The following is a 12086-nucleotide window of genomic DNA, read 5'->3' as shown; positions in this document are numbered from 1 at the left end:
CAATGCATAATCGCGTCACTGAACTCTTACATATCCGTTATCCACTCATACAGGCTCCCTTATATTTTCTTACCAGTGCGGAACTCGTCGCTGCCGTTTCGAATGCCGGAGGCCTGGGTACGTTGGGACCACACGCCGGGCAAGACAGCCTGCCGGGTTCACGTTATATAGCGCTGGAGCGGATGCGCCAGGAGATCAGAAAAGTAAAAACACTTACGGATAACCCTTTCGCCGCAACGTTAATTAACGGGCCTGATATGAGTTTCTGGCGACCAACCGCAGAAATGCTGGTTGAAGAAGGTGTGGAAGTGGTGCTTATCAATGAAGTGCTGGATGCTGAAATCTATGATTTCTTTAAACGCAACCGCATTAAAACGCTCTACCGTGCCCTGACCCCCACTATCGCTAACTCGAAAGAAGCGGAGAAATTAGGCGCCGACATCATCATTGCCACAGGTTTTGACGAAGGCGGCACTGTGCCGTCCCGCGTGATTGGTACGTTCAGTATTGTGCCCATGATTGCGGATAGTGTAAAAATCCCGGTAATCGCCGCAGGTGGTATAGGTGATGTCCGTGGTGTGCGTGCCGCAATGGCATTGGGGGCGGAAGGTGTATTTGCTGGCAGCCTCTTTTTAACGGCGCTTGAAAATCCCGCCGATGAAAAAGTTAAACAACTGATAGTCAACTCGAGCGCTGAAGATCTGCTGCTTTTCCGCACGCTGCCTGCATATTACCGCACATTACCCACCGATCTGAGCCCGAAACTGGCAGAATTAGAAGCCCAGGACACCGACCGCGAAACCATGTTTAAGGCAATGAACGGCTACCACTCTTTATGGCAGGCGATGAGACTCGGCAATTTTGATCAAGGGGTAGTGTCCACCGGCACCGGGATTTCAGTGATCAAATCAGTTCGACCGGCCGCACAAATTGTTGCCGACCTTATGCAAGATTTTTAATAACGCCCAGCAAGGGGCGGAAATGATTCCGCTCCTAAACGGCCTCATCCTTCGCCAAAAAAATTACAATAACCTCTCCACCCACTCGGCAAATACCCGTACTTTACGGGAAAGATGCCGATGCGGATAAAGCAGTGATAACTGACGCGGCGGGACGGGAAAGTCTGGTAGCACTTCTATCAGCTGACCGCTTTCGAGATAAGGCTGCAAAAAAACATTCATCCCTTGTAGCACTCCCAGCCCAGCCAGGCCCGCCGCAACATAGGCTTCGGAGTTATCGAGGACCAGTTTGCCTGAAAGTGTAAGTTCGGCTGTACCCGATGGGGTTTCAAACTTCCACGGCATAATTTGCCTGCTACTGCTGTTAATCCAGTTGACGGCCTGATGCTTACGCAACGCCTCCAGTGTTTTTGGTATGCCATACCGTGCAAGATAAGTCGGGCTGGCGCAGGTTATCATTTTGATGGTGCCAATCTTGCGGGCGATATAGTCGCCGTCGTCCAGTTCCCCTACCCGCAGCACACAGTCCAGGCCATCGCGTAGCATATCCCGGCGGCGATCTGAGCTGCTCAGAATGATGTCGATAGCAGGATGCTCACGGTAAAAATCAGGCAAATTTGGCACGACGAGCAACGCCGCAATTGCAATTGGCATATCCACCCGCAACTGCCCGTGTAAAACCCGGTCGTCGCCAAACGATTCCAGTAACTCATCGGCCTGGGCCAACAGGGGTTTACTGCGGCGATAAAATTCTTCCCCCTCTGGCGTCAGGTTAATCCGCCGTGTCGTTCGCTGCATTAATCTAATGCCGCTGTGTTGCTCCAGTTGTTGCAGGGCTTTAGTGACAGCAGGACGATGGATTTGCAGATTTTCCGCCGCCTGCGTCAGGCTACCTGACTCGACAATTTCGATAAAAATCTTAATAAATTCAAAGAGATTAATTTGCATTGTGTACTTCTTTTGCAAGAGATGTAGAGGTTGTTCATTCGCAACCGCGATAGTCACATTGTTACTTATTTTATAACAGTGATGAATCATTTTGGCTATTTTTCAAAACAATTACTGGCTCTACACTCTCTCCATCGCGAAACATGAAAACGCGTTAAGGCCGACGCATCAGGCTGTCTGACCTCTTAATTAAGGACATTACACCATGCAAAATAACCCTATCTGCCAAATTTTAGGCATAGAAAAAGCTGTCATTCAGGGCCCCTTATCCTGGCTGACCGATGCCCGTTTAGTTGCCGCTGTCAGCAACGCCGGAGGGCTTGGCGTGCTGGGGCCAAACGCAGGTTTAACGGCAGAAACCGCCGTTTCTACGCCACTTGAAACTGCCGAGAAAATGCGTGAAGAAATTCGTAAAACCAAAGCGCTCACGGAAAAACCGTTTGGCGTTAATCTGATCCCGACGCCTGAAAATGACATCTGGACGCCACCTATCTTGCAGGTAATAAAAGAAGAAGCGGTGAAAGTGGTGGTTTATACCGGCTATGGCGAAGGCGCGGTGATCCCCGCATTATTTGACGACCTGAAAGACGCGGGCATTAAGATTATCTACCGTGATATTAATCCCACCCCAGAAAACACCCGCCTCGCTGAAGCAGCCGGGGCAGATATTATTGTCGCCACCGGTTTTGACGAAGGCGGAACTTTACCAGGTAAGGCGCTGGGAACATTTTCAATCGTACCGCTGATTGCCGATGCCGTTCAGCATGTCCCGGTACTGGCCGCCGGAGGTATCACCGACAGCCGCACCGCCAGAGCAGCCCACGCCCTTGGGGCAAGTGGCGTTTTTGCGGGTTCCGTTTTTATCAGTACCGAAGAAAGCCGTGTACCGCAGTCAGTGAAAGACAAAATCATTCACGCTGACGGGCTCGACATGCTGCTGTTCCGTACTTTGCCCGATTATTATCGTTCATTACCTGGCAAGCTGGCAGAAAAACTGGTGCAAATGGATAAAGCTGGAGCCAGTAACGAAGAGCTTGGCAAAACCATGGGAGGTTTACGTGGTCTGCGTATTGGGATGCTCGAAGGAAATACTGATGAAGGTTATATCTCACTGGGCACCGGCATCGGCAGTATTCGGGAGATTAAAACTGTCGCTAAAGTGGTTAATGAATTAGCGGTGTGAAAGTTTCCCGCCCCGTGTAGGTCTGGTCAGTCAACTGCCTGCGCATGTACTCAATTTTATCTGCATGATATATTTAACATTGTTATATAGTTTCCTTTTTACTCATGCCTGGGCAGACCTGATGAATATTAATATACGACCTGCACTTATTTCTGATGTCGATAGTATTTTCGATGTCAGAACGTCAGTTATCGAAAATCATCTTAGTCGCGAAGAAATGCGGCAGATGGGAATTACTGAAAGCGTAGTGGCCGATATGATTCAGAGTAGCGCCTGCGCGTGGGTTGCGACAGAAAATGAAAAAATCATCGGGTTCTCAATGATTTTGCCGGATGAAGGTTGTCTCTTTGCAGCCTTTGTTCGCCCGGAGTATGAAGGTAAAGGTGCCGGGCGTAGGCTTGTTATGGCCGCTGAGCAGCAGTTGTTCAAACAGCATGATATTGCCTGGCTGGAAACCGATAAGCACAGTCGCGCAGCGAAATTTTACCTGCATCTCGGCTGGGGGAATCAAACGGATATCAACGAAACGGATATCCGATTAGAGAAAACAAATCGTCGCGTATAGCCCTTTTCACAAGGACCGGCAGATTACCGGTCCAGTGGGAAAGTTATTGCAAAGCGCGGTTGTCACACCAGCACCCTATTCGGAATACCGTTTCTTCTGAATGACATAACCGGGACTACTCGCTGATGAGAGCAACCTCAAACCGCACACCCGGCATCATTTTTTCAAGACCGTCGGTCAGCATCTTTCCAGCTTCATGAAGTTTCTCCAGCGGCATCTGCGGGAGACTCTCCAGAATGAACCACATTTGCTGAGCCTCCACATCTAAACGGGTTCTGATCCCCTGTCGCCAGTTCCAGCGACGACAGGTCACGCCGATATCATCACACCAGATAACTTCCCCACGCGCGGGATATTCCACCGCAGGTTCACCTTCTTTAAAGGTATCAAAAGGCTCGTTGCCTTCTGCCATTTTCAGGCGCGGCGAGCCCTGGTATGCAGCCCTATTTTCGCCTCCAACAGGAATGGCATATCGCAGGCTGACGGCATTATAGAGATCCACCACCGGATCGAGGGCTGGCATCGTGCCATCACGAAGCACACGCTTACGCAATGCATCAGCCGAACAGGGAGTACGTTTCGGCTTGGCACCGAAGCCCTGAAACACCGCTGCCCAGGCAGCCATATGAGCTTCAGCCCACTCAGGTACTCCCATCTGAACGGCTTCACAGGCGTCTTTCAGCGCCGATTCCCCGACATCAGGGTTCACTACAGGCGCGCCCTGTACATAGATACTGAGAGCCCGAAAACCGGGGGCGATACCATAGACCTCAGGGGCAATTGACGGAGTGACTGTAAACACGGGATAATCCTTTAATGACTAATTTATTCCATGATATCGACCAATGACCAAAAAAGTCAATTTAGTGACCAGCGCAGGTGCGGATGTCAGCACCGTGAACGAAGCCGTATCTCAGCGGATTAAGCTATATCGTAAGCAAAAAAAATTATCGCTTGATGAGTTATCCCGGCGAGCCAATATCAGTAAAGGCATGCTGGTCGAAATTGAAGGATGTAAGGCCAACCCGAGTATTGCGCTGTTGTGTCGTCTTGCCGCAGCGATGGGGGTATCTGTCGCGGATTTTGTGGATGTGAGCATTAAGCCTGATGTTCACATTATTACTGAAGCGGAGATCCCAGAACTGTGGAGAGGAGACAAGGGGGGAAGTGCCCGACTCCTTGCTGGTTCGGATGGGCCGGACATGACCGAACTCTGGTTATGGGAAATGCTGCCCGGCGAGAAATTTCATTCTACAGGACACCCCTCTGGAACGCTGGAGCTGCTGTATGTGCAGTCTGGAACGCTTACGCTTGGTGTGAAAGAGACGGTGTATAAGGTGAATAGCGGTTGCTCGGCGACAGCCAAAACGGATGTGCCTCACTTCTATGAAAACCAGGAAGAATCCCCCCTGAATTTCATTATGACCGTTAACGAAAAAGCATCCTGATGAGGCGACTTCTTGTTGAACCTACCGCACAAAGCGGTCATTTTACTCAGCGTCGGGCGAATCGTCCGCACACTTTAAATTCCCTGCCCCTTCAACGGCTTTCCGGGATCCGCCGCCAGGGCACTTGATCATTCCCATCAACCTCGGCAATACTGTATATATAAACAGTATTGCCGAGGTTGTTTACTGATGAAGCCCATTCCTTCCACTAACACAGAGAGTGCCATCGCCCTGCCGCTCTTTACCGAGCGCGTCTCCTGCGGCTTTCCGAGCCCGGCGGCGGACTATATTGATGAAGCCATCGATCTGGTGAAAAGCCTGATCCCGCATCCCTCTGCCACCTACGTTTTGCGCGTATCGGGCGATTCAATGCGGGATGCGGCGATCGTGCCGGAGTCAATGTTGCTGGTGGATTCCAGCCTGCGGGCGGGCGATGGTGATATCGTGGTGGCCCGTCTGAGCAGCGGATTTACCGTCAAGCGTCTGCGGCTGCACCCTGCCCCGCATCTGATGCCTGAGAACCCGGCCTATTCGCCGATCCCCCTTCACGAAAGCGACGACGTGCAGATCCTCGGGGTTGTTACCACGGTGATCACCCTGCCGCAGCGGTCTGCCCCATACAAAGCGAAATGAGGGTTATGTTTTTGTTTTCATGATTAAAAAATCAATCAGCGCCTGGACCCTTTTTGCCTTGCCGGTACTTTTTAAATAGTAGAGATAAACCGGGGGATAGGTTTTCCAGTAAGGTCTCATGACCGGGATAAAATTTTCTTTGTCAGGCTGCAATTCATATACCGGCTCAAACATTCTGCCGATCCCAAGCCCACTGCGTATTCCGTCAGCCATCACATCAATATCATTACTGATGAGCTGCCCCGGCATTTCAACCGTTAGCGGGTCGCCTTTATCTTCCAGCATTAACGGGAGGATGCGGTTATTGGTGATAAAGCGATAGCCGATTAGTTGATGCTGATGTAAATCTGCCGGATATTCCGGTGTGCCATATTGTTCAAGATAGGCGGCAGAGGCATACAAGCCTTCATGAAAGGGCTTCATTAACTGGCGAGCCACCACGCCCTCTTCCAGAATATCGCCAAAGCGAATGCCCATATCAAAGCGTTCATCAATCAAATTCACGGTTCCGTCATAAACGGAGACCTCAAGCTGGATCCCCGGATAAGTTTGGCAAAACTCCACCATACAGGGTTTCAGAATTAGCAGGTAGGCAAAGCGAGACAGCGTAATTCTGACCAGCCCTGACGGCTCCTGATTCAGGTCTTTGATGTTTTCCACCGCCCCTTCTAGCGACGCCACCGCCCGCAATGTCTGTTGCAACAGTTGTTCCCCGGCATCGGTTAACTCAATACGCCGCGTAGTGCGGACAAAAAGCGGGTGGCCGATATGCTGCTCAAGCAGTTTTAGCGCTTTGCTCACGGAAGGCGGCGTTATCTCAAGTTTTCTCGCCGCAGCAGTAATGCTGCCCTCACGCGCAATGCTCTGGAAAATACGAATTTGGTTGTAAATGACATTGTTCATGGCGATATCCGAATGAAGATACAGCATAGATTATTAGCTATTGGCTAAAAGTGTATAAGCCATTGCTGCCCTAAACAACAGAATCAGGGTTGTTTATACTGCCTTTTCGTTAACATTGGCTCACGAAATTTATCCGGAACACGGTGGGAAACTGGCCATAAATGACGCCGTCACGTTCATTAAACAGACAGGATAAGGAGATAAGTATGCAGTATGTAAACCTCGGGCGAAGCGGTCTGAAAGTCTCTCGACTGTGTCTGGGATGCATGAGTTATGGCGAACCAGGACGTCTTCCGCAGCCCTGGTCACTGGATGAAAAGACTTCGCGGCCCTTAATCCGCCAGGCGCTTGAGGCCGGTATTAATTTTTTTGATACGGCGAATATTTACTCCGGAGGAAGCTCCGAAGAGATTGTCGGTCGTGCGTTACGCGATATGGCCTATCGGGATGAAATCGTCGTCGCCACCAAGGCCTTTTTCCCCTGGCGCAACTCACCAAACACCGGTTTTCTGTCGCGAAAATCGCTATTTCAGGCCATCGATGACAGCCTGACCCGTCTGGGTATGGATTATGTCGATCTGTATCAGATCCACCGTTTTGATCACAGCACTCCCGTTGAGGAGACCATGGAAGCGCTTCACGATCTCGTGAAAGCCGGGAAAATTCGCTACATCGGGGCATCCTCAATGGAGGCCTGGCGCTTTGCGAAGATGCAACATGTAGCAGAACGTAATGGCTGGACGCGTTTTGTTTCTATGCAACCGCAATACAATCTTCTGTATCGGGAAGAAGAGCGTGAAATGCTGCCCTTATGTGAAGACCAGGGCGTGGGGGTTATTCCCTGGAGTCCAATGGCACGGGGTAGACTAACCCGTGACTGGAGTGAAACCACTCCCCGAACGCAGAACGATGCTTTTGCGCTGAAAATGTATGAGAATGCGGCAGATCAGGACCGTAATGTGGTTGATGTTGTGACGAGCATCGCGACCATGCGCAGCGTCCCACGGGCAGCTATCGCACTTGGATGGTTACTGTCTAAATCGGTGGTTACGGCCCCCATTATTGGCGCTACCAAAGCAGAACATCTTGCCACCGCAGTGGATGCGCTGACGCTGACATTATCGGTCGAAGAAATCGCAGCGCTTGAAGCCCCCTACACGCCACACGCTGTGGATGGCATTGTACCGCCGCTGTCGGAAAACCCGCCCCAGCTGTTATCTCCGCGAATTAAATAGGGACGTCATGCGCACAACGTTAAATCCCATCGGAAATATGAGGTCGCTTATGAAAGCCGGAATATCATTGTCATTATCGTTAGCGCTCAGTTGTTCTGCTGTTGCCCAGGATAAGAACCTATCTCTTCCGCCCGTGTTTACTCTTTTTGAGCTTGTCATTAAGCAAGATAAAAATATTGCCTTCGAGCGTCTGGCTGACAAGAATATGACCGCCTCGGTAAGGGAGGAGCCTGGAACCCTGGCGATGTACTCAACCAGCAAGAAAGCGGCCCCGTCGACCGTCTATCTTTTTGAAATCTACGCTGATAGCGACGCCTATCAAAAGCACATAGCGTCAAGCCCTTACAAAGATTTCCTTCGCAATGCTTCTGATGTTCTGGACCTGAGCCAAAAGCGCAGAATCGATGTAATACCGCAGTTCTTAGCGGATAAAAAGATCACGCAAAACGATGACATGATCAATAACTTTGTCATCGTGGATGTGAAACCAGAATGTGAACGCGCTTTTCGTCACATTGTTCTCCCTGAAATGGCGCAGTCAATTCAGCGAGAAGAAGACGTTCTGGCCATGTATGCCGCTATTGATAAGGCCCACCCTACCCGTTGGTATTTTTATGAAATATACGCCAGCGAAGATGCTTATCAGGCCCATCGTTTGACACCCCATTTTAAAGAATACATTGAGCAGACAGCAGACATGACCACAGATAAACAGGCCATTGCGATTAAACCCGAAAAGATAATGAATAAAGGCGGCCTGATATATAAAGCTGAATGAAGGAGAAAATTGCTGGTGAAGTTTTTCTGTTTGGCAACACTAAATTTTCTCAAACATCAACAAGATCAGGAGACGGCCTTCTGAACCCCTTGCTTTACTCTGCCCGCACGCGATACTGTATGTATATACAGTACACCGAAAATTATTCACCATGCTCGCACTCGTTGACGTCAACAACTTCTACACCTCCTGCGAAACCGCGTGGCGGCCAGAGCTTATCGGCACGCCGGTGGTGGTGCTGTCCAATAACGACGGCTGCATTATTTCGCGCTCAGCCGAGGCCAAAAAGCTCGGCATCAAAATGGGCGAGCCGTGGTTTAAGCTGAAATCGGCGCTGGCGCATCAGGGCGTAGTCACCTTCAGCAGCAACTATGCGCTGTACGGCGATATGAGCCATCGGGTGATGAGCACCCTGGAAGAAATCTGCCCGAGAGTCGACGTTTACAGCATTGATGAGGCGTTTGCCGATCTGACCGGGATCCAAGAGCTGGAAAAAGTGGGGCGCGAAATCCGCGAGCAGATCTTCCAGCGCACGCTGCTGACGGTCGGGGTCGGCATTGCGCCGACCAAAACGCTCGCTAAACTGGCCAATCATGCGGCAAAAATCTATCCGCAGACCAAAGGCGTGGTCGACCTCTCCTCCCCGGCGCGCCAGCGCAAGCTGATGGCGATCACGCCGGTGGAAGAAGTCTGGGGCGTGGGCCGCAGGCTAAGCAAAAAACTGAATGCAATGGGCATCGATAACACCCTGAAACTGGCCGACTGCGACCTGTGGTTTATCCGCAAAAATTTCAGCGTGGTGCTGGAGCGTACCGTGCGCGAGCTGCGCGGTGAGCCCTGCGTGGCGTTTGAAGAGTATCCCCCGGCGAAACAGGAAATTATCAGCTCGCGCTCATTCGGCAAACGCACCAGCGACTATTACGAAGTCCGGGAAGGCATCTGCACCTGGGCGGCACGGGCGGCGGAGAAAATGCGCCATGAGCACCAGTTTTGTCGCTACGTCGCGGCGTTCATTAAAAGCAGCCCGCACGATGAACACGAACCCTATTACAGCAACAGCCACGGTATTCGCCTGTTAACCCCGACCCAGGACACCCGCGATATCCTCGCCGCTGCCACCCGCTGCCTCGACGTCATCTGGAAACAGGGGCCGCGTTATCAGAAAGCGGGCGTGATGCTGGGGGATTTTTTCAGTCAGGGAGTGGCGCAGCTCAACCTGTTTGACGAGTTTTCCCCGCGTCCCAACGGCGAACAATTGATGTCGCTTATCGATACGCAGAACAAAAAAGGCAACAAGCTGTGGTTCGCCGGCCAGGGGATTTCCCCGGCGTGGACCATGAAGCGCGAGATGCTTTCCCCCGCCTGGACCACCAAACTGAGCGACATTCCCCGCACCATTGACTGAGTCCCAACGCGCCTGTCCGGGCATCCATCAGTCTTTTGTCAACGCCAGACGCTCGGTCAGCCAGGGCAGGATCTCCTTTTTGCGGCTGGTCATACCAGGAAGCGGCACCTGGCATGACCCTATGACCTTGTTGTCTGAGAAATACAAAACTGAGTTGTGCTGTGTGATGTCCGTCAGGATAAGCACCACGATATCCAGCGACGACTGCTGCCTGGCGTGGTCGATTTCCTGTAGCAGCCCCGGTAAGTGAGGGTCGATATCTGACAGCGCGGCGACTTCAATCTGTGACAGTAAAATCGACAGACCGTGAAGCTGATAATTTTTAGCGTCACGATGAAGAAGCTGGGAGGCGGATTGACCGCTGAGATCCGTTTTCGCGGCCAGGAGACCGTCAACGAACGACTGATAATCCACCTCGACGATATCCCGCAGAAATGCCACCGCCTGCCGGTCCTGCGCGGTCGTCGTCGGGCCGGTGAGCGCCACCGTGTCGCTGAGAATAGCCCCCAGCAGCAAGGTGGCCTGCGAGGCGGAAAGCGGCATCGGGCTTTCGCGGGTCAGAATAGCGAGGATAACCGTGGCACTGCACCCGACGGCACGAACCCAGACATCCGGCGGATTACGGGTCACTACCGTCCCGATGCGATGGTGGTCAATGATGCCGATGATATCGCTATCCAGTAGCGTGGGTGGCCCCTGCTCCGCATCGGAGAAATCGACCAGCCAGACCTTTTTATCGGTGAGATTTTCAGTCAATAACGCAGGCGGCGAAACGCCCGCCGCATCGAGGATATAACGGGTTTCCGGGGTGAGTTCCCCCAATCGAAAAGGGGTAGCCGGGCGGGCGGTATACGTCAGCCAGTCGGCCACCACCCGCGCGCTGCAAATACTGTCGCTGTCAGGGTTACGATGACCAAAGACATAGATCATCGACTCACTTTCAGCGGGAACGGGATGTTGCGTTTTCATAGTCATACACTCGGCGTGACATTAAGTAACGAAAGATATACGCTTTATATATATTTCATTATGGTGTGTATATCTATGGGTATCGTCAAAATCTCCGATCTGCTGCACGAAGACATTCGTGACGCCAGCAAAGCGATGTCGCGTTCAGTCAATGCGCAGGCTGAATACTGGATCCGCCTCGGCATGATGAGCGAGCTGTATCCGGAACTTAACTATCAGCAAATCAAAATGATGATGCTGAAATCAGGCTCAGACCGTTTGCTGGAGGTCATCAATGCCATCAATTCTCATTAAAACGGCTGAAGAACTCGCGATCCAACGCCGCGCCGGTGAACTGCTGGCCTCGGTGTTTGAGATGCTCGACGCGCGAATCGTGCCGGGTGTGTCCACCATGCAAATCAACGATTGGGTCGAAGCGTTTATCGTCAACGATCTGCAGTCGCGTCCCGCCAGCAAGGGGCAGTACGATTTTCCATATGTGCTGAATACCTCGGTCAACGACGTGGTGTGCCACGGTATTCCGAAGACCACCGAGCACCTGAAATCCGGGGCGATTGTGAACGTCGATATCACCCTGGAAAAAGACGGGCTGATTGCCGATTCCAGCAAAATGTACCTGGTAGGCGACGTCTCCCCGCTGGCCCGTCGGCTGGTGAACAAGACCTATGAAGCGATGTGGAAAGGCATTAAAGCCGTGAAGCCGGGCGCGACGCTGGGCGATATCGGGCATGCCATTCAGTCGTATGTTGAAAGCAACGGCTATAGCGTGGTGAGGGAATATTGCGGGCACGGCATCGGTCGAGAGATGCATGAAGAGCCGCAGGTGCTGCACTACGGCAAACCCGGCAACGGAGAGGTGCTGCGCGAAGGGATGGTGTTTACGATCGAACCGATGGTTAATCAGGGCGACAGTAAAATCAAAACCAAAAAAGACGGCTGGACGGTAGTCACCCGCGACAAAAAGCTGTCGGCCCAGTGGGAACACACCATCGCCGTCACCGCCGACGGCTTCGAAGTGTTAACGTTGCGCAAAGGTGAAACGATCCCGTAGGCGCGAGCA

General features: G+C 51.9%; 14 protein-coding genes. 10 read left to right on the top strand and 4 right to left on the bottom strand.

The window, feature by feature from the left end; translation table 11 throughout:
• The first annotated feature begins 2 nt into the window (after window positions 1-2).
• Window positions 3-959, top strand: a complete 957-nt coding sequence (locus ACG0Z5_RS00525) for an NAD(P)H-dependent flavin oxidoreductase (RefSeq protein ID WP_394444801.1) — start codon at window positions 3-5, stop codon at window positions 957-959.
• 63 nt (window positions 960-1022) lie between these two features.
• Here ACG0Z5_RS00525 and ACG0Z5_RS00520 read toward each other — a convergent pair whose 3' ends face one another.
• The gene (locus ACG0Z5_RS00520) at window positions 1023-1907 is read right to left on the bottom strand and encodes a LysR family transcriptional regulator (RefSeq protein WP_394444800.1); all 885 of its coding nucleotides are present in this window, start codon (window positions 1905-1907) and stop codon (window positions 1023-1025) included.
• 205 nt (window positions 1908-2112) lie between these two features.
• Here ACG0Z5_RS00520 and ACG0Z5_RS00515 point away from each other — a divergent pair, with 205 nt between their 5' ends.
• Entirely contained in the window at window positions 2113-3090 is a 978-nt protein-coding gene (locus ACG0Z5_RS00515; protein WP_394444799.1) for an NAD(P)H-dependent flavin oxidoreductase, read from the top strand.
• Window positions 3091-3211: 121 nt separating this feature from the next.
• Window positions 3212-3655 carry a GNAT family N-acetyltransferase gene (locus ACG0Z5_RS00510; protein ID WP_394444798.1) on the top strand — a complete coding sequence of 148 codons (444 nt, stop codon included), beginning with the start codon at window positions 3212-3214 and terminating at the stop codon, window positions 3653-3655.
• A 115-nt stretch (window positions 3656-3770) separates the two neighbouring features.
• Here the strand turns inward: ACG0Z5_RS00510 and ACG0Z5_RS00505 are convergent, their stop codons facing one another.
• Entirely contained in the window at window positions 3771-4457 is a 687-nt protein-coding gene (locus tag ACG0Z5_RS00505; protein WP_394444797.1) for a B3/4 domain-containing protein, read from the bottom strand.
• A gap of 43 nt (window positions 4458-4500) precedes the next feature.
• Here ACG0Z5_RS00505 and ACG0Z5_RS00500 point away from each other — a divergent pair, with 43 nt between their 5' ends.
• Window positions 4501-5103, top strand: a complete 603-nt coding sequence (locus tag ACG0Z5_RS00500; RefSeq protein ID WP_394444796.1) for a helix-turn-helix domain-containing protein — start codon at window positions 4501-4503, stop codon at window positions 5101-5103.
• A gap of 189 nt (window positions 5104-5292) precedes the next feature.
• A complete protein-coding gene (umuD, locus tag ACG0Z5_RS00495; RefSeq protein WP_394444795.1) occupies window positions 5293-5736 on the top strand; it encodes a translesion error-prone DNA polymerase V autoproteolytic subunit in 444 nt (147 codons plus the stop codon).
• Between the two features lie 3 nt (window positions 5737-5739).
• Here umuD and ACG0Z5_RS00490 read toward each other — a convergent pair whose 3' ends face one another.
• Window positions 5740-6639: a LysR family transcriptional regulator gene (locus ACG0Z5_RS00490; protein ID WP_394444794.1), complete on the bottom strand. Its 900-nt coding sequence runs from the start codon at window positions 6637-6639 to the stop codon at window positions 5740-5742.
• A 206-nt stretch (window positions 6640-6845) separates the two neighbouring features.
• Here ACG0Z5_RS00490 and ACG0Z5_RS00485 point away from each other — a divergent pair, with 206 nt between their 5' ends.
• From ACG0Z5_RS00485 to umuC, 3 genes are all read left to right on the top strand, one after another.
• Window positions 6846-7874, top strand: coding sequence for an aldo/keto reductase (locus ACG0Z5_RS00485; protein WP_394444793.1), 1029 nt, complete (start codon window positions 6846-6848; stop codon window positions 7872-7874).
• A gap of 49 nt (window positions 7875-7923) precedes the next feature.
• Complete coding sequence (locus ACG0Z5_RS00480; protein WP_394444792.1) at window positions 7924-8652, top strand: putative quinol monooxygenase; 729 nt, start codon at window positions 7924-7926, stop codon at window positions 8650-8652.
• A 151-nt stretch (window positions 8653-8803) separates the two neighbouring features.
• Window positions 8804-10057 (top strand): translesion error-prone DNA polymerase V subunit UmuC, encoded by a 1254-nt coding sequence (gene umuC, locus ACG0Z5_RS00475; RefSeq protein WP_394444791.1) that lies wholly within the window; start codon window positions 8804-8806, stop codon window positions 10055-10057.
• A 27-nt stretch (window positions 10058-10084) separates the two neighbouring features.
• Here the strand turns inward: umuC and ACG0Z5_RS00470 are convergent, their stop codons facing one another.
• Entirely contained in the window at window positions 10085-11026 is a 942-nt protein-coding gene (locus tag ACG0Z5_RS00470) for a DHHA2 domain-containing protein (protein WP_394444790.1), read from the bottom strand.
• A 75-nt stretch (window positions 11027-11101) separates the two neighbouring features.
• On the opposite strand from ACG0Z5_RS00470, the gene ACG0Z5_RS00465 reads away from it, so the two are divergent.
• Together ACG0Z5_RS00465 and map are read left to right on the top strand one after the other, a co-directional pair.
• Entirely contained in the window at window positions 11102-11320 is a 219-nt protein-coding gene (locus tag ACG0Z5_RS00465; protein WP_097163124.1) for a ParD-like family protein, read from the top strand.
• On the top strand, window positions 11301-12077 hold the full coding sequence (gene map, locus ACG0Z5_RS00460; protein WP_394444789.1) for a type I methionyl aminopeptidase: 777 nt from the start codon (window positions 11301-11303) through the stop codon (window positions 12075-12077). Before ACG0Z5_RS00465 ends, map begins: the two co-directional genes overlap by 20 nt.
• Window positions 12078-12086: the final 9 nt, after the last annotated feature.

It is taken from the genome of Scandinavium sp. M-37 (genome assembly GCF_043558715.1).
Lineage (GTDB): Bacteria > Pseudomonadota > Gammaproteobacteria > Enterobacterales > Enterobacteriaceae > Scandinavium > Scandinavium vulneris_A.
The sequence above is the reverse complement of the archived record's forward strand: the minus strand, read 5'-3'. Positions and strand labels throughout refer to the sequence as shown.

Bases quoted from the DNA above. Each gene is read 5' to 3' on its own strand.
- ACG0Z5_RS00525 (WP_394444801.1), top strand. From the start codon at position 3: ATGCATAATCGCGTCACTGAACTCTTACATATCCGTTATCCACTCATA.
- ACG0Z5_RS00520 (WP_394444800.1), bottom strand. From the start codon at position 1,907: ATGCAAATTAATCTCTTTGAATTTATTAAGATTTTTATCGAAATTGTC.
- ACG0Z5_RS00515 (WP_394444799.1), top strand. From the start codon at position 2,113: ATGCAAAATAACCCTATCTGCCAAATTTTAGGCATAGAAAAAGCTGTC.
- ACG0Z5_RS00510 (WP_394444798.1), top strand. From the start codon at position 3,212: ATGAATATTAATATACGACCTGCACTTATTTCTGATGTCGATAGTATT.
- ACG0Z5_RS00500 (WP_394444796.1), top strand. From the start codon at position 4,501: ATGACCAAAAAAGTCAATTTAGTGACCAGCGCAGGTGCGGATGTCAGC.
- umuD (WP_394444795.1), top strand. From the start codon at position 5,293: ATGAAGCCCATTCCTTCCACTAACACAGAGAGTGCCATCGCCCTGCCG.
- ACG0Z5_RS00490 (WP_394444794.1), bottom strand. From the start codon at position 6,639: ATGAACAATGTCATTTACAACCAAATTCGTATTTTCCAGAGCATTGCG.
- ACG0Z5_RS00485 (WP_394444793.1), top strand. From the start codon at position 6,846: ATGCAGTATGTAAACCTCGGGCGAAGCGGTCTGAAAGTCTCTCGACTG.
- ACG0Z5_RS00480 (WP_394444792.1), top strand. From the start codon at position 7,924: ATGAAAGCCGGAATATCATTGTCATTATCGTTAGCGCTCAGTTGTTCT.
- umuC (WP_394444791.1), top strand. From the start codon at position 8,804: ATGCTCGCACTCGTTGACGTCAACAACTTCTACACCTCCTGCGAAACC.
- ACG0Z5_RS00470 (WP_394444790.1), bottom strand. From the start codon at position 11,026: ATGAAAACGCAACATCCCGTTCCCGCTGAAAGTGAGTCGATGATCTAT.
- ACG0Z5_RS00465 (WP_097163124.1), top strand. From the start codon at position 11,102: ATGGGTATCGTCAAAATCTCCGATCTGCTGCACGAAGACATTCGTGAC.
- map (WP_394444789.1), top strand. From the start codon at position 11,301: ATGCCATCAATTCTCATTAAAACGGCTGAAGAACTCGCGATCCAACGC.